This is a genomic window from Corallincola holothuriorum (genome assembly GCF_003336225.1).
Lineage (GTDB): Bacteria > Pseudomonadota > Gammaproteobacteria > Enterobacterales > Neiellaceae > Corallincola > Corallincola holothuriorum.
In genome coordinates this window covers 563772-586551 of record NZ_QPID01000002.1, presented here as the reverse complement: position 1 = coordinate 586551, position 22780 = coordinate 563772, and the positions used below count along the sequence as shown (strand labels likewise).

The 22780-nt window shown below is 49.3% G+C and carries 22 protein-coding genes; 12 read left to right on the top strand and 10 right to left on the bottom strand.

Translation table 11 applies throughout. The features are described from left to right. Window positions 1-32 precede the first annotated feature (32 nt). Window positions 33-725 carry a hypothetical protein gene (locus DU002_RS05555; RefSeq protein WP_114337360.1) on the top strand — a complete coding sequence of 231 codons (693 nt, stop codon included), beginning with the start codon at window positions 33-35 and terminating at the stop codon, window positions 723-725. A gap of 19 nt (window positions 726-744) precedes the next feature. On the opposite strand, the gene DU002_RS05550 is transcribed toward DU002_RS05555, so the two are convergent. From DU002_RS05550 to DU002_RS05540, 3 genes are all read right to left on the bottom strand, one after another. Beyond that, complete coding sequence (locus DU002_RS05550) at window positions 745-1065, bottom strand: hypothetical protein (RefSeq protein WP_114337359.1); 321 nt, start codon at window positions 1063-1065, stop codon at window positions 745-747. Window positions 1066-1140: 75 nt separating this feature from the next. Further along, the gene (locus tag DU002_RS05545) at window positions 1141-2202 is read right to left on the bottom strand and encodes a CobW family GTP-binding protein (protein ID WP_407642911.1); all 1062 of its coding nucleotides are present in this window, start codon (window positions 2200-2202) and stop codon (window positions 1141-1143) included. A 192-nt stretch (window positions 2203-2394) separates the two neighbouring features. Continuing rightward, entirely contained in the window at window positions 2395-3492 is a 1098-nt protein-coding gene (locus DU002_RS05540) for a protein kinase family protein (RefSeq protein ID WP_199405169.1), read from the bottom strand. 148 nt (window positions 3493-3640) lie between these two features. Here DU002_RS05540 and DU002_RS05535 point away from each other — a divergent pair, with 148 nt between their 5' ends. Together DU002_RS05535 and DU002_RS05530 are read left to right on the top strand one after the other, a co-directional pair. After that, a complete protein-coding gene (locus DU002_RS05535) occupies window positions 3641-6244 on the top strand; it encodes a LuxR C-terminal-related transcriptional regulator (protein WP_114337356.1) in 2604 nt (867 codons plus the stop codon). Window positions 6245-6301: 57 nt separating this feature from the next. Continuing rightward, window positions 6302-6511: a hypothetical protein gene (locus tag DU002_RS05530; RefSeq protein ID WP_114337355.1), complete on the top strand. Its 210-nt coding sequence runs from the start codon at window positions 6302-6304 to the stop codon at window positions 6509-6511. An 80-nt stretch (window positions 6512-6591) separates the two neighbouring features. Here the strand turns inward: DU002_RS05530 and feoB are convergent, their stop codons facing one another. From feoB to DU002_RS05515, 3 genes are all read right to left on the bottom strand, one after another. Beyond that, entirely contained in the window at window positions 6592-8841 is a 2250-nt protein-coding gene (gene feoB, locus DU002_RS05525; RefSeq protein WP_114337354.1) for a ferrous iron transport protein B, read from the bottom strand. After that, window positions 8838-9074 (bottom strand): FeoA family protein, encoded by a 237-nt coding sequence (locus tag DU002_RS05520; RefSeq protein ID WP_114337353.1) that lies wholly within the window; start codon window positions 9072-9074, stop codon window positions 8838-8840. The genes feoB and DU002_RS05520 overlap by 4 nt, the downstream gene beginning before the upstream one ends. A 254-nt stretch (window positions 9075-9328) precedes the next feature. Beyond that, complete coding sequence (locus DU002_RS05515) at window positions 9329-9847, bottom strand: GNAT family N-acetyltransferase (RefSeq protein WP_114337352.1); 519 nt, start codon at window positions 9845-9847, stop codon at window positions 9329-9331. Window positions 9848-10068: 221 nt separating this feature from the next. On the opposite strand from DU002_RS05515, the gene DU002_RS05510 reads away from it, so the two are divergent. From DU002_RS05510 to DU002_RS05470, 9 genes are all read left to right on the top strand, one after another. Further along, window positions 10069-10422, top strand: coding sequence for an MbcA/ParS/Xre antitoxin family protein (locus tag DU002_RS05510; protein WP_114337351.1), 354 nt, complete (start codon window positions 10069-10071; stop codon window positions 10420-10422). Continuing rightward, the gene (locus DU002_RS05505) at window positions 10419-11165 is read left to right on the top strand and encodes an RES family NAD+ phosphorylase (RefSeq protein ID WP_114337350.1); all 747 of its coding nucleotides are present in this window, start codon (window positions 10419-10421) and stop codon (window positions 11163-11165) included. The genes DU002_RS05510 and DU002_RS05505 overlap by 4 nt, the downstream gene beginning before the upstream one ends. Before the next feature lie 251 nt (window positions 11166-11416). Continuing rightward, complete coding sequence (locus DU002_RS05500) at window positions 11417-14206, top strand: monovalent cation/H+ antiporter subunit A (protein WP_114337349.1); 2790 nt, start codon at window positions 11417-11419, stop codon at window positions 14204-14206. Continuing rightward, on the top strand, window positions 14206-14574 hold the full coding sequence (locus DU002_RS05495) for a Na+/H+ antiporter subunit C (RefSeq protein ID WP_114337348.1): 369 nt from the start codon (window positions 14206-14208) through the stop codon (window positions 14572-14574). Before DU002_RS05500 ends, DU002_RS05495 begins: the two co-directional genes overlap by 1 nt. Continuing rightward, complete coding sequence (locus tag DU002_RS05490) at window positions 14571-16073, top strand: monovalent cation/H+ antiporter subunit D (RefSeq protein ID WP_114337347.1); 1503 nt, start codon at window positions 14571-14573, stop codon at window positions 16071-16073. The genes DU002_RS05495 and DU002_RS05490 overlap by 4 nt, the downstream gene beginning before the upstream one ends. Continuing rightward, window positions 16073-16573 (top strand): Na+/H+ antiporter subunit E, encoded by a 501-nt coding sequence (locus tag DU002_RS05485; RefSeq protein ID WP_114337346.1) that lies wholly within the window; start codon window positions 16073-16075, stop codon window positions 16571-16573. Before DU002_RS05490 ends, DU002_RS05485 begins: the two co-directional genes overlap by 1 nt. Next, complete coding sequence (locus tag DU002_RS05480) at window positions 16567-16836, top strand: K+/H+ antiporter subunit F (RefSeq protein ID WP_114337345.1); 270 nt, start codon at window positions 16567-16569, stop codon at window positions 16834-16836. The genes DU002_RS05485 and DU002_RS05480 overlap by 7 nt, the downstream gene beginning before the upstream one ends. Before the next feature lie 9 nt (window positions 16837-16845). Continuing rightward, window positions 16846-17232: a Na+/H+ antiporter subunit G gene (locus tag DU002_RS05475; protein ID WP_114337344.1), complete on the top strand. Its 387-nt coding sequence runs from the start codon at window positions 16846-16848 to the stop codon at window positions 17230-17232. A 42-nt stretch (window positions 17233-17274) separates the two neighbouring features. Then, on the top strand, window positions 17275-17721 hold the full coding sequence (locus DU002_RS05470; protein WP_114337343.1) for a phosphate-starvation-inducible PsiE family protein: 447 nt from the start codon (window positions 17275-17277) through the stop codon (window positions 17719-17721). 48 nt (window positions 17722-17769) lie between these two features. On the opposite strand, the gene DU002_RS05465 is transcribed toward DU002_RS05470, so the two are convergent. The 4 genes from DU002_RS05465 to DU002_RS05450 all read right to left on the bottom strand — a co-directional run bounded on the left by DU002_RS05465 (window position 17770) and on the right by DU002_RS05450 (window position 22727). Beyond that, entirely contained in the window at window positions 17770-17994 is a 225-nt protein-coding gene (locus tag DU002_RS05465; RefSeq protein WP_158537969.1) for a DUF2375 family protein, read from the bottom strand. Between the two features lie 220 nt (window positions 17995-18214). Continuing rightward, window positions 18215-20059, bottom strand: a complete 1845-nt coding sequence (locus tag DU002_RS05460; RefSeq protein WP_199405168.1) for an alpha-amylase — start codon at window positions 20057-20059, stop codon at window positions 18215-18217. 251 nt (window positions 20060-20310) lie between these two features. After that, the gene (locus DU002_RS05455) at window positions 20311-21225 is read right to left on the bottom strand and encodes a cation diffusion facilitator family transporter (protein WP_158537968.1); all 915 of its coding nucleotides are present in this window, start codon (window positions 21223-21225) and stop codon (window positions 20311-20313) included. Window positions 21226-21398: 173 nt separating this feature from the next. Continuing rightward, on the bottom strand, window positions 21399-22727 hold the full coding sequence (locus DU002_RS05450) for a DUF5610 domain-containing protein (protein ID WP_147271779.1): 1329 nt from the start codon (window positions 22725-22727) through the stop codon (window positions 21399-21401). Window positions 22728-22780: the final 53 nt, after the last annotated feature.

Below are 22780 nucleotides of genomic sequence, written 5' to 3'. Positions count from 1 at the left end.
GCGCTCAAGATAACAGACGGATAAGCAGCCAAATGATCACGCGTATGTTCCAAGACTTCCGAGTAGAGATCCGAACAGAGCGTGGCGCGTTGTTCAAACGTTTCACACCCCAATCGGCAAGCGACTGGACAGTAATGATAGAGATGTTCGAGGGATGGCGAGCGCTGGATTTCTCTGAACAAATACTGACGATGATTGATGAGCAACAAGCCATCAGCCAGCAAGAATACACGCTGCTCGCCAGCTATTTTAAATTTGGTGAGATGCAACAAGAGAGACGCGTGTTTAAGGTCACGATCCATCGACTAACCGCGACTCATCATCTGTTACGCCCAGCCCTGCTCGCGGGGTGCTCAGCTACTCTCTGTAGTCTGCTGTTCGGCACGCTCTTTCTTTTGATATACAGCGCTGCAATCGCCCCTCATGCAGATATCACCTTAAGCGTATTCTTATTGGCTCTAATAACACTACCACTGGCAATGATTGCTGGCGGTTGCTTCGGACTGCTACAAAGGCAGTGGAAAGAGACCAAAGTGATGGGATTTGTGATGGCCACATCGGTACCACCGATGCTTCTTTTTTGGTTGCAATTTCGTTCAGTGGAAGCGTTGCCAGAACTTGCGTTTGCAACCGCCACTCTAGCAGGCGGCGCTGCTTATCTGCTCTTTTTAAAGCTATTCAAACTCAGCCTACGGGAACAGTATCTGCGGCTTTTTCCCAAATAATCTCACCAACAACACAGATTCACCGCGGTTGATCAGGCTTATTGGCATACTCCAGTTCGCAGTTACTGCTTTTGAACGTTAACTGCGGAGGTGGCTCAGAGAACAACAGCGATACCACGCTACTTTCAGGCACTTCAAATACAGCTTTGCAGCCATCGCTAAAATATATCGTCCGCGCTTTATAATCGATTGATTCAAGCGTTTCTGCGACCTTTGGATGCGCGGCGATAAAATCGGTCATCACTCGCAAATCTTCTGCCACCTGGTATTTAGGAGCCATCATGGCTAACGACACTGAAGAATAAATCAAACATAGCAATCCGAAACCAAGCTGACGCATCTAATAACACCTCCGTAAGAACTCCAAGTTTAGATAGCCTGCCATGGCGTGTCGAGACAGAGCCATTCTCATCGCTCAGTCTAATACTCCGTTCTGCGATAAACAGCCCCTGAGTCCCTTTTCAAAACGATCATGATCGGCCCGATTTCCACCTATCACAACAACGCGGCTATCGTCACACTGCTTTAACGGGCAGCTAGAGAGCACACCATTAACGACATTAAATGCAACGTTGCCCTGTGAGGTACGAAATACCCCCTTTACCCGCTCAAATGGCAATTCGGTTAGCAATGCATAGAGCGGCAGATAGTCAAAGGTTAGCGACCCTGATGCGATCCAACTTGTGCTGAGCATCCCCATATCTTCATTGCTATCGATCCTTACCAAGCCAGTAAGATCTTTGTCAGTCAGCTCGATGCGCTCATCACTCAAAGCGCTCTCATTGGTCGCCACACCGACGGCTGCGGAAACACCGACGCCAGTCGTACCAGTATCAGGATCTTTGCCTTTAGCTGGTGCGGCAAGCCACCCCAGCGCTAACTCACCCTGACGGGTCTGCTTAACCGGTAGATGTTGTAAGTTCAACTCGGTAAGAAATTGCTCTAACGCCTCAAGCTCTCCCCCTAGATAGAGATCCGACTTGTTGGCAACAATAAGGTCTGCCACCTGATGCTGTTGAATAAAGGTGTCATGGCGTCGATATTTTGAATCACTTAAGTTACGCGCATCCACCAAAGTAATGGTGGCTTGCAACTCAATCACATCCTGATAGTGAACAGCTGACAGCGCAGCAATAATCTCCTTCGGATGACCCAAGCCTGTGGGTTCAATGAGTAAACGGTCGGGACGAGCCTGTTTGATTAATTGGTTCAGCGCCACCTGCATAGGTACGCCTGCGGTGCAGCACATACAACCGCCGGGCACTTCCCGAATGAACAACGTGCCGTTATCACCCTGCGCGGCCTGCGGATCGCCACTGATTAAGGCCGCATCGATCCCCACTTCGCCAAATTCATTCACTAAAACGGCCCAGCGCTCATCGGCCGGTTTATCTTGCAACAGCTTCATGATCGCTGTCGTTTTACCGACACCAAGAAAGCCGGTGATGATATTGGTGGGGATCGCCTGAGTAATAATTTTCACGAGCAAAAATCAACTAAGAATCTCGGGGGAGGCCAGCTTATCATGGCTTGATGCCAATTCAGAGCCAGCCTGCAACAACCTAATTATAATCAGACAACGCGGCGCAGTTTCACGGCATAAAACTAGCGTACCGGCAGCCAAGTGAAAGCTTATTCTAATCAACTCCGTTGTCAGAACTGTTCACTGTTACTGTAATTGGAACGCCTTCGCCTGACGCCGCTGCTCTGTTGTGCGACTCAACAATGCTTGCTGAGTTAACAGTTCATCACCAAAGAACAAACCATCCAGCTTTTTCAGAGCATCAAAATGATCTGTGAGCACTTGCTCTACCCGATCTAAACGCTGCAAGGTCATTGGCGTACAGGATTGGCCATGCAGATCATCATTGACGTCCAATAGATGGGAACGAAAACTCTCTACCAGAAACAGATCATCGAGTGCTGAAGGCGTGGATAAAGCTTGTTGCCAGCGCTGAACAAAGCCTTGCACCCAATCAAGTACCTGTTGCTGTGCTCCTGCTTTTTTAAGAGCTGCGTACTTACGCTGATAGGCCTGCAACGCCAGTCGCTTCTCTAATTCGAACAGCGACATGATCTCCCGCTGCGACCAAGTACTCTCTTTTTTCAGCAAATAGCCAAAGAAATTGCGCGTTTCCAGCCGCTCCACACTGTGGAATAGCGGCGCATCCAGCCCACAACTATTAAACTCACTGAGCGGATCAAAGGTGTAGCAGTAACCAAAATCGAACAGCGAGATATCATGGCCATCAAACAGAATATTACCGGGGCACAGATCCCACTCGATGATCCCTTGAAGTTCGAAGTTAACAACAGTATCAAATAACTGGGTCAGCACCACTTCATTGAATTCGGTTAACAAGTTTCCCTCAATCCATGGGGATAACATCACCCCATGTTGGAACGACGCATACACAGTCGGCACAACATGGGCAAACGCTTTGCTGGTTGCAGCTTGGTTTTTTAGCTGCTGAAAATCCCGCCGTCGCTGCACTTCGTTGAGAAATGAAGTTTGCCCATCGACATTCTTAACCAAACTCTCAGGCCGTTTCAGTTTTAAGTTCCAATCTTTACCATCAACACGGATATGGTAAACATGGGCGGTTAGACCGCCGGCAAAGGTCTCCACGACATAAGCTGAATCAGCGGTGGTTTGCCGCAGTTGCGCCAAGGGCAAAGGCAATAGCGCCTCATTCCCCACGACAATCTCCTGCCCCGAGGCAACAAAATCTAACTGTGACTGCTGGCGCTGTTGTTCACGGTTCATATCCATTCCTATACAGATGACTTAAAAGCATGGCAGGATTATCCCCATCTCCTTTAACAGAGATCATCCACCCTTAGGGTGGAATCTTTTATTTTCATACCAGCTTATCGCAACACGTTGACTACGACACGGAGCGCCGCACAAAACAATGATCGCCACAGAAGCCTTGGCAGTTAGTTCTTTGGATGCTGCCCCCTGCACAAACGAGCTGAGCCCGTTAGACCCCCTGTGGCAACTCAATCCAGCACTGGCAAATCCACCGAACACACGAATAACGCTACTTCACGCCCCAACAGGCTACGGCAAAAGCAGTTTGGCAATGCATTGGTTAAGCCAGTGGCAAGGTTGTTGTTTCGGCATCAAACTCGACCCGAGCGATAATCTGCTCAGCGCCTTTGTCATCCATCTCACCCAGGTGCTGAATTTGCCCACCATCGCCGCAGAGCAAGAGCTAAGCCAGGCCTCTGACAACGCCATTTTGAGTGTATTAAAAGCTCAACTTCAGCAATGGCAACCCAGTCAACCCGCGCTACTGGTGTGTGATAACTTACACCTGATCACTGAGCCAAGCATTCAGCAACTGCTGCTCTTTCTGTTCGATTTAGGCTTGTTCAAACTGATCCTCTGCTCGCGCCATGCCCATGCTGACTGGCTCAGCCATTATGATTTGCAGGGTGAGCTTTCCGTGGTAGACCGTCACGACCTGCAACTGAGCATGGCACAGGTGACCGCACTCACCCAGTCGGTAGACACAAACTTATCCACCGAGTGGCAACAGCAAACACAACAGGCTTTACAGGGCTGGCCCGCCCCCTGGCGAATGGTGTTGCGACTGTGTGGCCGCGGCGTTCCCTCGGATCAGGTCGACCTTGATGAGATCGGCGCCAACTTGTCCGATTACCTGGTTCAGCAAACGATCCAACCCCTACCTCCCGCACAACAACATTTGCTGCTGTCATTAGTCCCATTTGCACAGTTTGATGACGCGTTACTCACCGCACTTGATCCACAGCAACCACACAAAGCGTGGCTGAGTAAGTTGATCCTGGAGCAGCTTTTTATCAGCCGCACTGACACCGGCCAATATCAAATGGTGCCCTTCTTCCGACAGGCGTTAAACCACTACCTGGTGATCAATGATCCCGAACGATTGGAGATCGCCAATCACAATGCTTGCCGCGCACTGCTTAAGCGACAGCAATGGCATGCCGCTGCCGAGCTGGTCAAACAACAACACAGCCCCATGCTGGCAATCGATTGGTTAGAGAGTGTCGGTTGGCACTGTTTCCATCTTGCACATTACAGGCTGCTCGACGACGTTTTTTCGCTATTAAGCACTGAGCAAAAACAGCATCACCCAGAGATCGCCTTGCTTTATGGTTGGTGGTTGCTCGAAGCACAAAAAGACAGTGGTCTGAGTAACCAATGGGTGCAGCAATTGCCCTTGCCAGAATGGGATGAACCGCAGGTCGCACGATTTAAAGTGCTACAGGCTGAGACTCACTATCAGTTTGACCTGTTAGCAGAAGCATTACGTTATGCCGAGCAGGCACTGCCTCTGTTGACACTTCCCCACGACAGATTGTCTGCCATGTTTACCCGTGCCATGGCGTTACTATGGCTAGGTCAGGTCGATGACGCAGCAAAGCAACTGCAACACCTGCAGCCCCTGGCCAACACCGAACATCAGCACCATATCGCACTGGCGGCTACCTTACGGCTAGCCAATGTGGCGCAGATCCGCGGGCATATCCAGAAAGCACAGGCATTAGCCGAGCAGGCCCATGAGCTCGCGCAGCAACGACAACTGCTCAGCGACCACCTGTACGATGCTATTCAACGCACCTTAGTTGAGATCTACCTGCAACAAGGAGACCTTAGCAGCGCACAGAAAGCATTGGAACGCGGGGAAGAATTAACCCATCCGAGAGGCGATTATTGGCTGTTTCCTTACGTCACATGGCGTTTGGCCATTGCGCTACTGCAGGGCAAACCCACCTCATCCTTAATCTCCGATCTGGAAACTCGATTAGCCAATGACTTTATGTGTCGCCAATGGCGCCATCGCGCACGCACAGTACTGCAGATGTGCTTTCAGTGGCGCGGTGAAAAAGAAAAACTGCGGCAGCTTGAACAACAACTGAGTTGGCACAAGTCACCCAAAACCATCCCCGATCTGCAGGATAACTTGCTGTTCGGCAGAAACCGCCTGCTGGCAGGGCAAGTGTTACCCCATGACTTTTCGCTGCAAGCGCCCTACTGGGACGAAATTGGCGCCTGTCAGGTGGCTGCGCAACTGCGCTGGATAGAGGCCATGACCGAATGGAACAAAGGTAACTCGGCATCACTCAAAAGCGTAACAAAGACGATTCAAGCCTGGCTGGAACAGAGGTATATCGCCGAGTTCTTGCTGTTGGGTGAGCAGGGCCTGAGCCTTTGGCGAAAATTAAACAATGACTTTAAAGACAACGCCAAGGCGCTGGATAGTCTCGCATGCTGGCAGCAGTTGACGATGCAAACTGCCAAACAAACAAGTCCCCCAGTCTTACCCCCTGACGAACGCCTGACCAAAAAAGAGTGGCAGGTATTGCAAGGCATTGGTCGTGGTTACTCCAACGAGCAGATCGCCGCACAGATGCATGTGGCTCTCTCCACTATCAAAAGCCATGTGAACCATATCTACAGTAAATTAGATATCAACGACCGCAAGGCGGCCAAAGTCATCGCGGCCAAATTAAGCCGCAAGGATTAAGCAGTAAGGATTAAGTAGTAAGGAAGTCCTACCCGGAAAAATCCACCCCAGAGGTGGATGCTGACATCCCGCTCTGACATGAACTGGAATGAGCTCACGGGAGCACGAGCAGCACTGCTCAAGCATTGGCAGATCTTAGGCCAATTTCGCCAGCGACATCCTGCGATCGGTAGCGGACAACATAGACAACTAAATGCCGCGCCTTACAGCTTTAGTCGTCAAACGGAAGATGACAAAGTCATGGTGGTATTTGCAGGCAACAGGTAAACGGTGAAATAAATCTGCAGCAAAAAAAAGCGGTGAGCATGCTCACCGCTTTCATTCAAAGATAACCCCATGGAGCAGGCTTATTCTCTGATCATGACCGGAATATCGCCAACGCCCATCTTTGCTGGCTGTTTCATTCTTCTGAGCAACCAGACAACGAGAGCCGACACCACAAAGATCAGGCTGATCCACAATGTGGAAGTCAAAGGTTGCAGCGCAAACTGACTTAGTTGATAAAACAGCGTCGCCACGGCGTAAGCTAAGGCAAAGGTGTACACTGCAGAGAATGCGGTCCAGCGGTTACCGAATTCACCTGACATAGCCCCCAATACAGCTGCGCATGGGGTATAGAGCAAAATAAACAGCAGGTAGGCAAACGCCGCCGCCCGGGTTTTAAAACCCGCTTCCAAATTGGTTAAGGTACCGGTTTCGAAACCAAAAGCTTCCGCTGTCTCTTCGCTGTTACTGACGTCGCCAATATCAAGCCCTAGTGGATCTTCCCAGGCGATACCGAGCAAGTTCTCAGGAATGGTAGATAACCCTTCATTCAACGCAGCTAACAGATCTACACCGCCCTCTTCCTCTTCACCGGCGTGAGAATAGAGGCTATTGAGAGTACCAACCACCGCTTCTTTAGCAAAAATACCGGTGACGATGCCGACGGTCGCAGGCCAGTTATCATCGGCAATCCCCATAGGGTGGAACACCGGTGTCACCCATTGCGACGTTTTTGATAACAGCGACGTCTCGCTGTCCTCATTACCAAAGCTACCATCAGTACCGATGCTATTGACGAAGCTTAATACCGTCACCACCAGCACAATCATTTTACCCGCTCCAAGAACGAACTGCTTGGTACGGTGCCACGTACGGCGCACGATGGCTCCCGGCGTTGGCATCTCATAATCCGGTAACGCCATCATCCCCTGACTCGCCAATCCCGGCAGTAGGGTGTAACGCAGCAACACCCCAGTCAAAATAGCAGCGACAATCCCGATGAGATAAAGAGCAAACACCAGGTTTTGACCATTATCGGGAAAGAAAGCAGCGGCAAACAATGCGTACACAGGCAGGCGTGCACCACAAGACATAAAGGGTGCCATCATGGCGGTCACTAGACGTTCACGGCGACTGTCTAGCGTACGGGTCGCGGTAATTGAGGGGACATTACAACCAAAACCGACGATCAACGGCACAAAAGCCTTACCCGGAAGACCAATCTTTTGCATCAGTCCTTCAATAACAAACCCTGCCCGTGCCAGATAGCCGGAGATCTCCAATATGCTTAATGCCACATACAGAAACGCCACCACCGGAATAAAGGTCGCTACCGTTTGTACACCGGCACCCACGCCACTGGCTAGAATTGCCGTCAACCAATCAGGCGAGCCGACGCTGGTCAGCAGTTGCCCGAAACCATCGACAAATAGCGCGCCAGCAACAATATCGAAGAAGTCGATAAATGCTGCACCAAAATTGATGGCAAACATAAAAGTCAGATACATCATACCGAGGAAAATCGGCACCCCAGTCCACACATTCAGCGCATATCGATCCCAACGCTCAGTTAACGATAAGCTGGCATCAGCTACCGTTACCGCTTGCTGGTAGATCTTATCGACCAAGGCATAGCGCTGGGTGGCGAGATGATCAGAAAGACGGATGCTGTCGGCCGTTAGCTGCGCGTGCGCCTGCTGCGCCTGTTCATCGTTCAGCATCAATAGGCGTGCAATGGCATCAGCACGAACGCCACCCAGCTTGGTTATTGCCATTTCAACATTGTCGCCCAAAGGCACGGTAAAGGGCTTTAACACTAGTGGCTGCTGGCATAGCGTATTAATACGGCTGACTAACGCCTTTATATCGCAGGGAGATTTAGCGCTGATCGACATCACCGGACAATCTAACTGCTGAGCTAATTGGTCAACGTCGATTTTATGATCTCGAGCCTGCACTACCTCTGCTTTGTTCAACAGGACCAACATCGGCACGCCAAGCTCACGAAGCTGCAGCGTCAGATAGAGGCTACGCTCTAATTGCGTGGCATCCACCAGATTAATCAATAGATCAAACTCGCCCTGGCGAATGCACTGCTGACTGATCGACTCATCAAGTAAGCCATCGTGATTGATGGCATTGAGATCTAATAAACCCGGTAGATCAACCAGATCAAAGTTCTGCTGCTCGCAAGCGAAATGGCCAATCTTCTTATCAACCGTAACACCTGACCAGTTTCCCACAGAAACATTGCTGCCACTTAAGCCATTGAACAAGGTTGATTTGCCGCTGTTGGCGTTACCTGCGATCACACAGCGAAATGCTTTACTCATGGCTTAACCTCCACCGTAATCGCTTGCGCTAAAAGCGAACCTATACAGAGGCGAGCGCCCCGTACTTGCAGTTGCACTGCACCACCTAAAGGAGCTTTCCGCACCAATTCAACGGCGCAACCAGGGGTGAGCCCGGAAGCCAGTAAGCGCTGGCGCTGACTGGCCGTAATGCTCTGTAAGCAAAGCTCAGTGACTGTCGCACGCTGCCCAATTCTGACGTCAGAAAGTACCATTCTGAGCTCCTATAGTTCCCTGATCAAAGAGTCAACAGCCAGCCGTAATAGTTGGCTTTGCGGCGAATCAAACTTCAGCTAATCAGCCTGAATTCTTCCGCTGTATCGACATTATACCAGTCACAAAAGGTGATTGATAATGAGAATAATTCTAATTACCAAAATAAAGTGACGTATTGATTTGCATCAAGTGGTTGTTAACGTTCATGCAACATGGCGTCATACAGCAATAGATTGTTTATCAATCGATGACATTACCAATATTCCGGTGCCATCAGGACCGGAACACACTTAACTAGGCCGCTCACTTCCTGCAGAGCATGCTCTTGCAAAGCAATAGCCTGCCACGCTTCTGGATAAGGCAACGAATAAGGAGGTGCCAGTTTATGCTCAGTATGAAAGCCACAACGGCCATAGTAATTAGGATCACCAAGTACCATGACGATATCCACACTCTGATTCGCTAATAACTCCAAGCCAAACCGGATCAGCTTCATACCCACCCCCTGTCTTTGTGCCGTTGGTGCAACCGCCAACGGCGCAAGAATATAGCCAGATACACTGTCATAGTTGACGATCTGAATGGGCGAAAATAACACATGACCAATCACTTTGTTCTCTGCTACCGCGACCAGCGACAGGACCTTAGAAGGGTCAGCAACTAATGCCAATGCCAACTGAGCGACGGCCTCACCCTCTGCTTCACCAAAGGCTGACTGATGGAGTTGTTGGATAGCATCTAAATCTGTTGTGCTGGATCGACGGATGATCATATTTTCACCATTAGAGGAGTTCTTCAAAGAACGAGATTTCCCGGATAAATAACCAATTTAAACCGTGCAGGTAAAGGCTATCCAGTGCCAGCAAATCCTATCTCATCATCAAATGAGTATGCTGAGCCCAACGCACTGAATCTAAGACAAACAAGAACAGAGCTATGCAAACGCAACATTATGAACTATATTGTGCATATGCAACATATTGGAGTGTCGCTATGTCCGCTATCCCCCATGCATCACCTGAACATGTGCTTGCCAAGGCAGTGAAAAATGCCGCTAAGCAGTTAGGTTTATCTCAGTCTGAATTATCAGAAGTGATAGGTAAAGATCGCAGTGCTATCAGCCGCAATGGCATCCATATCGAAAGCAAGCCAGGGCAATTGGCTGCCCTGCTTATCCGCTGCTATCGCAGCTTGTATGCACTGATGGGAGGCGACACTGCGAATATGCGCCACTTTATGCAAACCGAGAACAAACTTACCCACGGTATTCCTGCCCAGCAGATCCGCGATGTCCAGGGGCTGGTCAGGGTCACTGAATTCCTTGATGCAATGCGAGGGCGTGGATGAAGCTCACTATGGACTTCACCTTCTCATCGGTAGAAGGGGAATTGATACGGATCGTCGAAAGTCAGCAACAAATCGCCACCATGCAACTGGTGGATGATCTGGCCGAACAGTATCTGCTCGAGCAACTACTGGAACAATCTAAGCCACCTCTGCCGGCTCACGCCGCACACCTGCACTTTCTGCTTGCCACCTCATTTCGTTATCCACCATTAAAATGGGGTTCCCGTTTTGGTACGGTGCACGAGCCTAGCTTGTTCTATGGCGGCCTATCGGCCACCACAGCGATGGCAGAAACCGCTTATTACCGTCTGGTATTCTGGCACAGCATGGCCAGTGCGCCACCAAACCCGATTAAAGCACAACACACAGTATTTACTGCCAGCTATGCCTCCCATGCGGCGGTAGATCTGCGTCAGGTAACATTCACAGAGGGTAATATTGATACCGCTGATCCTATTGATTACACCGCTTCGCAGGCCGTCGGTGCCCTGCTTCGAGAACAAGAGGCCGAAGTGATCATCTATCCGTCGGCGAGGGATCCACAGCATGGTCTAAATATCGCCCTGTTTACTGCCGATGCTTTCGCCTGTCCGACACCACTGGCGCAATGGCCTATGCTTTCTTTTGTGGATGGTGAGCGAGTACAGTTTCATAGCACAGCCAAGCAGTTTGGCATGCCAGAGATCTGCGCATTTACCCTGCCACAATTTCAAATTAATGGCGTGCTTCCTCATCCAGCATAAAGGCCTAGATGTTGCTTTTAATCAACGAAAGCCGTGGATAATCACTATTTAGAGAACTTTTTTACTAATTGGTTATCGGAGAGTAGACGCTTATTTTAGAACAGACAGATGATCATCATGCGCGTTCAACTATCGCACTATCATTTTGTCATCATGGTATTGCAGAATGAGTTTAAGTAGCGATGGCTGGTGTAACTAACTATTATGGCTAAATATTTTATTTCCTCACTATACTGGAGCACCCACTACAGATGAGTTTGTTCCTAATCCCCCTGTTGCCCTTAATAGGCATTTTGGTTCCTCTTTTCACTGAGCGTTTGGGCCGCAATGCCTGCGCTACTGCAACGGCAGTACTGCCAGCCTGTTCGCTAGCATTGGTGTTAATGGCAGCGCCTAACGTATTTGACGGTGTGGTGATCCAGCAACAACTGGGCTGGATCCCAGCTTTAAATTTAGATCTTTCATTCCATCTGGATGGTTTGGGTTTTCTATTCAGCTTGCTGATCTTGGGTATTGGCCTGTTGGTGATCCTGTACGCGCGTTATTACCTCTCGGAAAAAGAGGCTGTTGGACGTTTCTACAGTTATCTCATTATGTTTATGACAGCCATGCTTGGCGTCGTATTGTCCAGCAACCTGATCCAGCTTTGGTTCTTCTGGGAACTAACCAGTGTGAGCTCCTTCCTGCTTATCAGCTTCTGGGGTCACAATACCGATGCCCGTAAAGGTGCACGGATGGCATTGGCGATCACAGGTGCTGGTGGTTTAGCACTGCTAGCGGGATTATTACTAATAGGTAATCTCGTCGGTAGCTATGATCTGCGCGCAGTACTCGATAGTGGCGACATCATTCGTAACAGCTCGCTCTACCCAGTTATCTTGTTACTGGTTTTAGGCGGAGCATTCACCAAATCCGCCCAGTTTCCATTCCACTTCTGGTTACCCCATGCAATGGCGGCACCGACACCGGTCAGTGCCTATCTGCATTCAGCGACCATGGTGAAAGCTGGCGTGTTCTTACTAGCGCGCTTTTATCCGGTGTTAGCAGACACAGAACTGTGGTTTCTCATTGTCACATTAACGGGATTATCCACTCTGTTAATGGGCGCATATATCGCTCTGTTTAAACACGATTTAAAAGGTCTGCTGGCCTACTCCACCATTAGTCATTTGGGCCTAATTACCCTGTTATTTGGTCTCAATACTGAGCTGGCAGCCATTGCGGCCGTGTTCCACATCATTAACCACGCGGTCTTTAAAGCCTCGCTGTTTATGGCTGCTGGGATTATCGACCACGAATGTGGCACCCGAGATATGCGGGTAATTAATGGCTTGTGGAAGTACATGCCAATCACTGCCACGCTGGCAATGGTGGCAGCAGCATCAATGGCGGGTATTCCACTACTGAACGGCTTTTTGTCGAAAGAGATGTTCTTCGCCGAAACACTCCATCAAAGTACCCTGGGCGCTTTATCCTGGTTGATACCGGTATTGGCCACGGTGGGGGGCGCACTGGCGGTGGCCTACTCACTGCGTTTTATCCACGATGTGTTCTTTAATGGTGAGCCAAAAGAGATTCCGAAGAAGCCCCACGAGCCGCCACGATATATGCGGGTACCGGTGGAGATCCTGGTCGCTATCTGTTTGCTCGTAGGCATCTTTCCGCAATGGACCGTTGGTCCCTTGTTAGATGCCGCATCCATGGCTGTACTTAACGCGCCACTACCTAAATTTGACCTAGCGTTGTGGCATGGTATCAACCTGCCTTTGATGATGAGCCTGGTGGCCGTTGTTGCAGGTAGTACGCTCTATTATCATCGTAGAAATCTGTTCCGTTTTCAGGCTCAGTTTCCTGAAGTGGATGCCAAAGTCGTCTTCCACAATGTCGTCAACGGCATCATGTTGTCGGCAAGAAAGCTCAATGCAAAACTAGAGAATGGCTCGCTACAGCGTTACGCGTTTTTACTCTTACTGTTTGCCCTACTGCTGGCTGGCGCGCCGTTACTGTCTTTGGATCTGAGCTCATACGCGGAGACCACACCACCCGATGGTGTTTTTATCACCGGAACGATTCTGCTCATGCTTGGCTCTATCATGACTGTCTTATGGAGCCACAAACGCATTGTCGCTTTGCTGATGTTATCTCTGGTGGGGGTGATCGTGTCTGTCGCCTTTGCCTACCTGTCTGCGCCCGATTTAGCCTTAACCCAACTTTCGGTCGAGGTCGTGACAATTATCTTGTTACTACTGGCGCTGTTCTTCCTGCCGCAAGAATCATTGATGGATCGCACCAAACCGAGCCATATCGTCCGTGATCTCAGTTTGGCGACGTTGATAGGCAGTGTGGTGGGTACCATCAGCTATGCGCTGCTAACCCAACCACTAGACAGCATCTCTACCTTCTTCCTGGAGAATAGTAAGAGTGGCGGTGGCGGTACCAACGTAGTCAACGTGATTCTGGTCGACTTCCGCGGCTTTGACACCATGGGTGAAATTGCCGTTCTTGGGATCGCCGCACTGGGGATCTACAAATTGCTCGCAGGCATGACCTTATATATGCCATCAAAAGATATGGCTAACCGCCCTTGGGCAAAAGAAAAGCATCCGATGATCTTATCTGTGGTTTCTCAGAGTTTGCTCCCTCTGTCACTGCTGATCTCCGCTTATATTTTCCTTCGTGGACATAACTTACCGGGTGGCGGCTTTATCGCTGGTCTGGTGACGGCAGTTGCATTGATCCAGCAATACCTCGCACACGGCGTCGAATGGATGAGTAAGCGGGTTAAAATCAGTTACCACAGCATGATTGGTGTCGGCCTATTAATCGCATTGCTCAGTGGCTTAGGAAGTTGGCTGTTTGACCGCCCATTCCTGACCAGTTGGTTTGATTATTTCTCACTACCAGTGGTGGGTAAATTTGAGCTCGCCAGTGCCATGGTCTTTGACTTAGGGGTATATCTGACGGTGATTGGCGCGACACTGCTGATCCTCGCCCATCTGGGTAAATTGACCACCACCGAACGACTGGAGGAGAAGTATTAATGGAAGCCTTATACGCAGCCTGCGTCGGTCTGATGACCACCTGCGGCATCTTTATGATGCTACGGGGTCACACATTTACCCTAGTGATGGGTCTACTGATGTGCTCATACGCAGTGAACCTGTTTCTGTTTGGCAGCGGGGGCTTAACTCTGGATGCACCTGCCATTTTGGGACAAGCAAAACAGCATGCAGATCCACTGCCTCAAGCCTTGGTCTTAACCGCCATCGTGATCGGCTTCGCGATGACAGCCTTTGCGGTCATTTTGGCGATGCGTGGTCGCGCTGATTTAGGCAACGACCATGTTGATGGCGAAGAGCCAATGGATCCATTAGCCAAACCTTCAGTCCCAACTCAGGAGACGAAATGAAGTTAGTCGATCATATCGCCGTTCTCCCTGTACTGCTGCCATTCCTCGCAGCGATCTTACTGATCCTGCCTCCTTTGCAAGGGCGCATACAGTGGCAACGTAGCTTTGCTATCGCAGCTAACCTGCTGCTATTAATTATCTCTGTTTGGCTATTGGTAACGATCAATAATCAGGGAATTCAAGTGTATGCGCTGGGCAACTGGCAGGCACCATTTGGCATTTCACTGGTTGCCGATACGATGGCAGCTTTGATGCTATTGCTTACCAGTGTGCTGGGACTCTCTGCTCATCTGTATGCCTGTGCCGGTGACGATGCTCGCGGCAGCTTTTTCCATCCGCTGTTCATGTTTCAGTTAATGGGTATCAACGGTGCATTTCTAACTGGCGATGCTTTCAATATGTTCGTGTTCTTCGAGATCCTGTTGATCGCCTCCTATGCACTCATGATCCATGGCGGCGGCAAACAGCGTACCCAAGCGAATATTCACTATGTATTTTTAAACCTCATCGGTTCCACGCTATTTCTATTTGCCTTAGGCACGCTTTACGGCACCCTAGGAACGCTTAACTTTGCCGACATGGCGGATAGAGTGGCCTATTTGCCAACCGAACAGTTACCTCTGGCGAAAGCTGGAGGCCTGTTACTACTTGCGATATTTGGCCTTAAAGCCGCGCTATTACCATTACAGTTCTGGTTGCCCCGTACCTACAGCGCCGCAACACCGGCGGTTGCGGCACTGTTTGCGATCATGACCAAAGTGGGTATCTACAGTATTTGGCGTATTCATGGCGTGATTTTTGGTGAACAAGCCGGTGAGCTGGCCAATATGGCACAAGCCTGGCTATGGCCGTTGGCATTCTTAACGCTAGCCATGGGCTGTATTGGTGTCTTAGCCAGCCAAAGCCTGCGTTTACTGGTGGCTAATTTGGTCATTATCTCTGTCGGTACTTTGCTGATGGCTGTCGCGATCAACACCGAACAAACAACGGCGGCTGCGCTTTATTATCTAATCCACAGCACGCTCGTCGCCGCAGCGCTGTTTCTAATCGCTGGTATCGTGCAACAACTGCGCGGTAAAGCGGAAGATCGCTTTGTCACCGCCAGAAAGATCGCCAAACCAGCTTTTATTGGCACCTGCTTTTTTATTGCGGCATTGACGGTTATCGGCATGCCGCCATTTTCCGGCTTTGTCGGTAAAGCACTATTACTGAAATCTACCATCGACCAGCCGCAAATGGCTTGGTTTTGGGGAGCGATATTGATTGCCGGACTTATCTCCTTAGTCACCTTGGCTCGGGCAGGTACTACCCTGTTCTGGCGCTCCCAAGGCAACCAAGTCACCAGCGAATCAACACCTGCTTTGCAGATAGTTGGCGTGGTTATACTACTGGCTTGCTTCCCGTTACTGGTCGCCTTTGGTGGGCCTGTAACTGAGCTGACTCAACAAGCCGCGGCACAACTATACCAAGGCATCACATTAACAGCAGGAGCCATGTAATGAAGATACACCGCAGTTTTGCCCTGCTGCCAACCCCATTTCATAGTTTGTTGTTATGGCTGGTATGGCTGGCGCTAAATGATTTTTCTGCTGGCCACATGGTGCTTGGCGCATTTTTAGCCATAGGTATTCCATTGTTGGTGTCGCCCTTGAGTGCCGATGAACCTGTGGCGAAGAAGCCGCTGGTCGCATTGCGCTATTTCTTTATGGTGCTGTGGGATATCGTCGTATCGAACATAGAGATGATGAAACGGGTGCTGGGACCGATTAAACGCCTGAAACCAGGTTTTATTGTGGTGCCATTAGATCTCAGTGGCGAACTGCCTCTAACCATTTTCACCAGCACTATTTCATTAACACCGGGGACTGTCAGCGTCGAATTTTCTGAAGATAAGAAGTGGCTCTACGTTCATGCTCTGCATATCGATGACGAACAAGCGATGGTGGCACATATTAAGCAACGCTATGAGCAGCCACTAAAGGAGGTATTTGGATGTTAACCATCAGTATTATGATTGCCTGCGGAATGGTGTTAATAGCGCTAATTCTGAACTCCTGGCGGCTGGTTGTTGGGCCCAATACACCAGACCGGATCATCGCGGTGGACACTATGTATATCAATAGCATCGCGTTGATTTTACTACTAGGTATGTATCGTGGATCACCACTCTATTTTGAAGGTGCTCTGTTAATCGCGCTGCTGGGCTTTATCAGTACCTCAGCATTCTGCAAATACCTGCTGCGCGGCGACATCGTAGAATAAGGAATCGTTATGCCATTTTGGATAGAGGTCATTGCCTCGGCTTTACTGCTACTGGGCGCATTCTTTATGTTGCTTGGCTCAATCGGCTTGGTCAGGCTACCGGACTTTTTTACCCGTCTGCATGCGCCAACAAAAGCGACAACATTAGGCATAGGTGCCACCTTGTTAGCCTCTTTATTGATGTTTACCTACCAGACGGGTGAATTCGGTATAAAAGAATTACTTATTACCATGTTCCTGTTTATCACTGCGCCAGTGGCAGCCCACTTACTCGCCAAAGCGGCACTACATCACCGAGTTACCGTTTTAGGTGATGAAAAGACTCAGCAACGAATAGTCCAAGCGAGAAAGCAAGCACCGCCGGTAGACGAACCTTTGGACACGAAAGTTGACTAACTAGTAGCAACCTACTGAAAAACAGAGGCTAGGAGTCGATAGATGAAGTTAAATAGGGATGACAAACTAATCAATCGACTCCATGTTGTTATTCACTGGTCAGTCAAAGTGCTCGCCATATTGATGGTATTTGTTATCGTCATGGGGGTAATTGACGTAGGTTGGACGCTATACGAAAAACTGACCACGCCACCAACCTTTATCTTGACCATCTCGGATATGCTGGCGACTTTTGGTGCCTTTATGGCGGTACTGATCGCTATCGAGATCTTTATCAATATCACGGTGTACCTTCGTGATGACGTCATCCACGTAAAGATCGTCATGGCTACCGCATTGATGGCGATAGCCCGAAAGGTAATAATTTTAGATCCTGAGAAACTCAGCCCTGAATATACCGTGGCTATTGGTATTGTATTCTTAGCTGCAGCGATTGCTTATTGGGTAACAAACAAGATACCAAGAAAAGAGCAACTCGACGATCAATAGCCCTGACTCGGTTCAACGAGCTAGCATATATGCAGGCAAAATCGCTGCCTATACATACTCCACTTCACTCACCCCGTCATAAAACTCGGCGTTCACGGTGATGTCATCAACTTGACCATCAAGTACCGCCACTAACAATTTTCCTTCGTTAAAGCCGGACGGCAACTTAACCCGCCCCATAGGATCAAGCTGCAGGTTATTAAAGACCTGTTGACACATACGCCCCAAGCCATCCTGCAGAAAGTAGATAACAGTCACTGTTTTGCTGTTCACTTGACTCACCCCAAAATTAATCACGGAAATAATTAAGTGTGCGGAGTTTGAAGGATTTCGCAGGTTGTTTTTTGAGCACAATCAATTTTGGTTAGCAATTAACCGCTAAATAACAGGCAGGTTACTGCGGCACAACACCAAGATAACAGCCACTTCTAGTGAAGCGGCTTGAAAGATAAAAAAAGCCGCCAAACGGCGGCTTAATAAAAGCTAAACAACGTTACTCTGGTTGGCCAGCAAACACCACGACCACGGCATCATCACCGGCATAGCGAGCAAACGCATAAGGCGCGTCACTGATCTGCTCATGGCTACCGGCACCGATAGCATAGTGCCGCTTGCGGAACTGGCCAACTTTCTGCCAATGAGCCAATAGCTCTGCACGTTCATCAACAATCTGATCCCAATTCATATCAGACCGAGTCCCTTGATGCTTATCAGAGCCGGTAACTCCAAACGGACGTGCAGTTTCATCTCCGTAGTACACCTGAACAGCACCAGGCAAGAGCAAGAACGGTGCTGCAATTCGCTTATAGGTACTCAAATCACTCTTTGCGTCTTTGTGAAAGAACAGGCGGGTATCGTGAGATGACAGGTAGCTCAAGACGTTAAACTGAGTATCGCTATTCACCTTATTGGCATAACGCTGGAACGTCGATTCTGCATTGCTGAAACAACGCATCGCCTTATCCGCATCTTCAGTTTGATAGGTAAAGTTAATAATGGAATCAAATTTACCGTGGCTGAAATAACCTGATTTAGTGACACCATGCCCCCAAACTTCACCCGTCGTCCAGAATGGTAAATCATCCAACTTCTTGTCAGGGTTGTTGGCTTTCCATTCTGCCAGCGCAGCAACACCCGCATCCTTTAGTTCCGCCCATGCATCCATCTCTACATGCTTAGCGGTATCGATCCGAAAGCCATCAACACCGTATTCACGCACCCAGTCAGAAAGCCATTTAACTAAATACTGGCGTACCGTATAACCTGGAATTTCAACAGCTTTGGTATCAGGTTTATTCTTATAAAAATTAGGCAGCCCGGACTCGTTAGATGACTCAGTCTTAAAATCTGGTAAGTAAGCCAGCGACATTTTCTGTTCGCTCTCTCCTGGCGAATCGTAACCAGCGATCCCGGCACGGACCCAGGCTTGGCCCCACCAGTTACCCCATTCACTGCTTTCGTAGTTGATATAACGGTTGAAGTAATGGTAATTCTTACCCTTTGGCGGCTCCCAATCAGTCCAATGCTCTTCTACGCCGAGCACTTCTTCCGTAGATTTAACCGTTGCACGCATCTTACCGAACTTGAACTCCTGCATATCTTGCAGTGTCGCGTAGCCTGGGTGGTTCATAACGATATCCATCACCACGCGGATACCACGCTCATGGGCCGCGTCTACAAAGGTGCGAAAATCTTCTTCGGTACCCATGTTGGCATCCATCGTGGTGTAATCCATGGCGTAGTAGCCGTGATACGCGTAATGCTTAAAATCACCGCGAATACCACCACCAGTCCAACCATGCACCTGCTCATAAGGTGCGGTCACCCAGATAGCATTAGTACCTAGTGAAGCAATATGATCCAGCTTACTCGTGAGGCCCTTCAGATCACCACCATGAAACGTACCGATCTCATTCGCACCATCGGGCTTACGCCCGTAGCTGTTATCATTTGAAGGATCGCCATTTTCAAATCGGTCAGTGATAACAAAATAGACATTGGCGTTATCCCAGCTAAAGCTACTCTCCTTACTATCCACCCGCTCCAATAGCAATAAACCTTCGCTGTCGGCGGCAGGCGTCAATGCCACCTTGCCATTGCGTACCGTAGTTTCCTGACCAGAATAGAAATCTCGAATCAGTTCGCCGTCACTGAACGCTTTAGAAACATTGACACTGACCTCCTCTCCGTTCCAACGTGAGCACTGAGCTTGGGAGACTGAGCCAGAACTGGCCACAATCGGACCAGTAGTTGCTGTATCGACATCGCCTGTCGCACAAGCGCCAAGCATTAAGGTAAGAGCGGAGGCCATGGCCGCGTAATGGAACGGGTGTTTCATATCCATATCCCGATAAGATAAATTGAGAAAGAGTAGAGAAATAACTTCTTTACTCATAAAGTCATGTTAGTTGCTCAAAAATAGCACGATGTTAGTGATACCGAATAGCATTAGAGTCAAAAAATTTGCATTCAATGCGTCAAAAAATATCCCCCTGGTAAACTAAAACCGATAGATTAATACAAAGGCAGACGCCGAAAACGGCTTACCATCCACTCCTATTCAGAAACCGCCCCACGACAACGCAACGATTACAACCAGCGCCGATTAGCGGTGAAACTCACCGTTAACCACAAATCGGATTGCTGCTGTTGCAAATCTTGCCATAAGCGGCGCCGAATGAAATCTTGTTCCGCCATCGACAATTCACAATCCTGAGCGACTAAGAAGTTCACCTCCAGATCGTAGCGCCGACCGGAGCGAGAAAGGTAATGACGGTAGCCTCGCAGTTCATGCTGCCTTTTAACAACCGCCAACTTACATGGCAGCTGTTGGGCAAAATCGTCGTCTGGTGCCATCGCGAGTAGATCTTTTAAGCTCCGAAACAGCACCCTGAGAGGTAGAATTAAAGCGACACTGCTTAATAACAGCATCAATATCGGGTCAACAAACCTAACCCAGCTTTCGAAGCCAAACCAAGTTAGCCCCTGCGCCACAACAAAGCCGGCGAGTACGACGCTACTTAACAAACCATCCACTAGCCACTCATGACTATCGATCTCTAGCAACGAGGAGCCAGTGCGACGGCTCTCACGCCGCATAAAAGCGTAACAACACCAACACAACAGGCTACTTAGCAAGGCATAAGGTAACGCGAACGCCAACGCAACATGATGCCCACCAGACCAAATGGCTTCGACACCATAAAAAATAGCAAAACCACACATGAGCAAAATAGCGATGCCATTTAGAGTTGTCACTAAGGGTTCAATGTAGGCATAACCGAACTGAAAGCGCCGATCTTCGTCGCGCGTTACCAAGTAACTGGTTATAAGGCCAAGGCCTGTCATTGCAGTGCTAAAGAGAGAGAAAAAACCGTCGAGCAAAATAGCGGAAGAGCCGGAGAGCAAGCCAAAGCTGATGCCAAGAGCAACCATTATCAAAGTCGCAATCAAAGATATTTTTAGGGCAAGTTGCTCCCTACTAATGCCATGGCGAAAAGCCATAAATCCTCCCATAACAAGTCTACGTGGAGAAAAGTATAGCGGTTAGTAAGCAAGCAAGCCCGTCAAAATCTAGCCTAGTCGGAGGGGGTCCCCCCTTAGAAACCTCTGCGCCAGATATAAAAAAGGGCCAGCAATGCTAACCCTTCTTGCTACCCAATAGGGATTGCTAGCAACTATTCAAGCGGCGCTTGAACCGGTGCTTCTAACTGCTCAAGAGCTTGCAGCAACCGTTGGTTAAACTCCTGAAAACGATTGGCCGCGTCCTGCTGCTCTGGCTGCAGGAATGGCAGAATTTTTTCAGCTACCTGGTCAATAGCCGCAGTCGATTTCTCAGTGGATTCTGCAAAAATAGACTCGCTTTGCTCTATCAGCTCTTTAAACTGTTTAATGTATTCACTAAGTGGCTCCATGATGTCATACAAGGAACTCGCTCCCGCACCAGGCTGTGTGGTTGCTGGCTGATCTTGTACCTGCTGGTACACCTTCGCAGCCGCGATCGTTTGGGTTTGTTCCAAACTCATTGAGAATGATGCAATTTGTGAATCATCAAAGCCCAGTTCATTGGCTTTATCAAACGCTGCATCAAAGTCCCCAGCAAAGAATGAATCGGCAACGCCTGCCACCTGATTAATAAAATCAGTGATCGCTGCCATCTCCTGTTCACTTAGATCGCCTTCGACGGAAAAAGAGAAGCCAAACGAAGACTCATTGCTGTAGCTAGAAATAAGTGCTTCGCCGTTATCATTCGAAGCATATCCCATCCCCATAGAGCTGGCTTGTAACGCATTAAAACTGATAGCGATCTTATCCCCCTCTTTGGTGAATAGCTCCAAAGAAGCACTGTTTTCAACCCGATAGGAGGCAGCCTGCCCCACTAACTGCGCGCCACTGAAGTCGCCACCGCTGCTATAACTTTCTGTGGAACTACTACGGGTCACCTCTACTTGCGGTGAAGATAACGCCACTTCATCACCAGCAAACAGCTCTTTCTCGAACTCGCCTAAACGTTGCTGGATCAAGTCATAGCTCTTATCTATGCCATTCCCCAGCTCTTCGCTCATCATGCCCATATCTTCAAGTTCGTCGCGCGCTTCACCGAAGCCTTGATCTACACCGATGCGAGCCTGCGCCATCATATCTTCGAGATACTCATCGCTTTCACCGCGCTCCCGCGCTTGGTTAACAGCCTTTTCGATATAGGAAGTCACATTGTTAGCCACGAGCTCGTAATCAAAACCACCGGTATTTTCTTCGACCGGAGCCTCTGACGATGCTGCTTGTTGCGGCGAAAATGGCAAATTTTTATAGACTGAATCGGCCAAAGAGCGCATCGCAACTTGAAATGGCGAACGCAAAGAAACATCTTCGCCGGGTTGCGAAACCAAACCCGGGGCCGACTTCAGACCACCCGCGGCATCATTCTGTGGCTGACCCAGGCGGCCGGCACTTCCCGGCTGTGGACGCAACAGATTCATCAGGTCTGGGATCTTATTCATCATCATACCTTAGCCCTATGTACTGACTAGCCAACCCATTGCCATCAATGAGCGGCTTT

What these genes read in the sequence shown, in the direction of transcription:
- DU002_RS05555 (WP_114337360.1), top strand. Translation starts at nt 33, where the DNA reads ATGATCACGCGTATGTTCCAAGACTTCCGAGTAGAGATCCGAACAGAG.
- DU002_RS05550 (WP_114337359.1), bottom strand. Translation starts at nt 1,065, where the DNA reads ATGCGTCAGCTTGGTTTCGGATTGCTATGTTTGATTTATTCTTCAGTG.
- DU002_RS05540 (WP_199405169.1), bottom strand. Translation starts at nt 3,492, where the DNA reads ATGAACCGTGAACAACAGCGCCAGCAGTCACAGTTAGATTTTGTTGCC.
- DU002_RS05535 (WP_114337356.1), top strand. Translation starts at nt 3,641, where the DNA reads ATGATCGCCACAGAAGCCTTGGCAGTTAGTTCTTTGGATGCTGCCCCC.
- DU002_RS05530 (WP_114337355.1), top strand. Translation starts at nt 6,302, where the DNA reads ATGCTGACATCCCGCTCTGACATGAACTGGAATGAGCTCACGGGAGCA.
- feoB (WP_114337354.1), bottom strand. Translation starts at nt 8,841, where the DNA reads ATGAGTAAAGCATTTCGCTGTGTGATCGCAGGTAACGCCAACAGCGGC.
- DU002_RS05520 (WP_114337353.1), bottom strand. Translation starts at nt 9,074, where the DNA reads ATGGTACTTTCTGACGTCAGAATTGGGCAGCGTGCGACAGTCACTGAG.
- DU002_RS05515 (WP_114337352.1), bottom strand. Translation starts at nt 9,847, where the DNA reads ATGATCATCCGTCGATCCAGCACAACAGATTTAGATGCTATCCAACAA.
- DU002_RS05510 (WP_114337351.1), top strand. Translation starts at nt 10,069, where the DNA reads ATGTCCGCTATCCCCCATGCATCACCTGAACATGTGCTTGCCAAGGCA.
- DU002_RS05505 (WP_114337350.1), top strand. Translation starts at nt 10,419, where the DNA reads ATGAAGCTCACTATGGACTTCACCTTCTCATCGGTAGAAGGGGAATTG.
- DU002_RS05500 (WP_114337349.1), top strand. Translation starts at nt 11,417, where the DNA reads ATGAGTTTGTTCCTAATCCCCCTGTTGCCCTTAATAGGCATTTTGGTT.
- DU002_RS05495 (WP_114337348.1), top strand. Translation starts at nt 14,206, where the DNA reads ATGGAAGCCTTATACGCAGCCTGCGTCGGTCTGATGACCACCTGCGGC.
- DU002_RS05490 (WP_114337347.1), top strand. Translation starts at nt 14,571, where the DNA reads ATGAAGTTAGTCGATCATATCGCCGTTCTCCCTGTACTGCTGCCATTC.
- DU002_RS05485 (WP_114337346.1), top strand. Translation starts at nt 16,073, where the DNA reads ATGAAGATACACCGCAGTTTTGCCCTGCTGCCAACCCCATTTCATAGT.
- DU002_RS05480 (WP_114337345.1), top strand. Translation starts at nt 16,567, where the DNA reads ATGTTAACCATCAGTATTATGATTGCCTGCGGAATGGTGTTAATAGCG.
- DU002_RS05475 (WP_114337344.1), top strand. Translation starts at nt 16,846, where the DNA reads ATGCCATTTTGGATAGAGGTCATTGCCTCGGCTTTACTGCTACTGGGC.
- DU002_RS05470 (WP_114337343.1), top strand. Translation starts at nt 17,275, where the DNA reads ATGAAGTTAAATAGGGATGACAAACTAATCAATCGACTCCATGTTGTT.
- DU002_RS05460 (WP_199405168.1), bottom strand. Translation starts at nt 20,059, where the DNA reads ATGAAACACCCGTTCCATTACGCGGCCATGGCCTCCGCTCTTACCTTA.
- DU002_RS05455 (WP_158537968.1), bottom strand. Translation starts at nt 21,225, where the DNA reads ATGGCTTTTCGCCATGGCATTAGTAGGGAGCAACTTGCCCTAAAAATA.
- DU002_RS05450 (WP_147271779.1), bottom strand. Translation starts at nt 22,727, where the DNA reads ATGATGATGAATAAGATCCCAGACCTGATGAATCTGTTGCGTCCACAG.